The organism is Caballeronia arvi (genome assembly GCF_001544695.2).
In the GTDB taxonomy this organism is placed as follows: Bacteria; Pseudomonadota; Gammaproteobacteria; order Burkholderiales; family Burkholderiaceae; genus Caballeronia; species Caballeronia arvi.
Genome location: NZ_FCOM02000244.1, coordinates 1 through 1289, shown reverse-complemented (window position 1 = coordinate 1289; position 1289 = coordinate 1). Strand labels below are relative to the sequence as shown.

1 protein-coding gene is annotated in these 1289 nt (G+C 61.8%); it reads right to left on the bottom strand.

The features are described from left to right. On the bottom strand, positions 1-1289 hold a 1289-nt coding region (locus AWB74_RS44640), incomplete at both ends, for a PHA/PHB synthase family protein (RefSeq protein WP_061152814.1).

Sequence of the window (1289 nt, the reverse complement as noted above, 5' to 3'; positions counted from 1 at the left end):
TTGTTCTTCGACGCCGGATTGATCACGCCCGCGATATGACCGCTCGCACCGAGCACGAACTGCGTGTCGCCGCCGATGAGCTGCGTCGATCGATAGGCGCCCTTCCACGGCACGATGTGATCTTCCTGCGTGCCGAAAATATAGCTCGGCATGTCGATCTTGCCGAGGTCCACCGGCGTGTTGCAGATGGAGAGCCGGCCCGCCTTGCACAGGTTGTTCTCCAGATACATGTTGCGCAGATACCAGGCGTACATCGGGCCGGGCAGATTCGTGCCGTCGGCGTTCCAGTAGAGCAAGTCGAACGCTTGCGGTGCGCCGCCCTTCAGATAGTTGTTCACGACATACGGCCAGATCAGGTCGTTGGCGCGCAAGGTCTGGAACACGAAACCGAGTTCACCGCCCGAATAGATGCCACCGCGCCCGATGGTCTGCTCACGCTGCGAAACGCCCCGCTCGTCGATGAAGACGCCGAGGTCGCCCGGATCGCTGAAATCGAGCATCGTCGTCAGAAGCGTGAGGCTCGCGACCGGTTCGTCGCCACGCGCGCGCAGCACGGCGAGCGCCGACGACAGAATCGTTCCGCCGACACACCAGCCCACCGCGTTGACCTTGTCGGCGCCACTGATTGCCCGGCCAACTTCGATCGCCTTCATTGCGCCTTTTTCGACGTAGTCGTCCCACGTGATGTGGCCGAGTTCGGCGTCGGGATTGCGCCACGACACGAGAAACACCGTCTGCCCCTGCTCGGCCGCAAATCGTACGAAAGAATTCTCCGGCTGCAAATCGAGGATGTAGAACTTGTTGATGCACGGCGGCACGATCACGAGCGGCCGCTCGGCGACCTTCTCCGTGAGCGGCGCGTATTGGATCAACTGAAACAGCTCGTTCTCGAAGACCACCGAGCCTTTCGATACCGCCACGTTGCGGCCGACTTCGAACGCTTTTTCATCGGTGATCGAGATGCGTCCGCGCTTCAGGTCTTCGAGCAGATTTGCAAAGCCCGTGCGCATGCTCTCGCCCTGCGTTTCGACGGCCGTCTGTATCGCCTCGGGATTCGTGGCGGCAAAGTTGGCAGGGCTCATCGAGTCGATGAACTGGCGTGCATAGAAACGCAGCTTGTGCTTTTCCTTCTCGCCGACGCCGGACGCCTCGACCATGTCGTTGAGCAATCGCGCGTTGAGCAGGTACGTCTGCTTGAGAAGGCTGTACCAGGGGTTCGCGCTCCAGGCCTCGGCGTTGAAGCGCCGGTCGCCGCGCTCGGGCTGGACCGCCGGCTCCGATTTCTGCCC